This window comes from Vibrio sp. S12_S33 (assembly GCF_963889785.1).
GTDB classification, from domain to species: domain Bacteria; phylum Pseudomonadota; class Gammaproteobacteria; order Enterobacterales; family Vibrionaceae; genus Vibrio; species Vibrio aestuarianus.
Genome location: NZ_CAWPQZ010000366.1, coordinates 1 through 255 on the forward strand (window position 1 = coordinate 1; position 255 = coordinate 255).

Here is a 255-nt window from a genome sequence, read left to right on the forward strand (position 1 = left end):
TCGGTTTCATGTTCTTTCGGTGAGTCGTTATTAGGCTAATACCATCCTTTTTCAAGTCTGCTGTTAGCGCTTTACTGATATAGCCTTTATCTGCATAAAGCTTATCTAATAGCCCTTTTGACAACTCCCGAACGGGTTTTCTGTCATCCGTATTAGCGGGGGTAAGTTTAGCTGCCACAATATCACCAAGGTGATTAGTGATAATGTGAAGCTTAAAGCCGTAAAACCACCCCATCGTACCTTTACCTCTTGCCG

The 255-nt window shown here is 42.7% G+C and carries 1 protein-coding gene; it reads right to left on the minus strand.

Annotated features, from left to right (window positions below; translation table 11 throughout):
- On the minus strand, positions 1–255 hold a 255-nt coding region (locus tag AACW06_RS20480; protein WP_192076415.1), incomplete at both ends, for a transposase.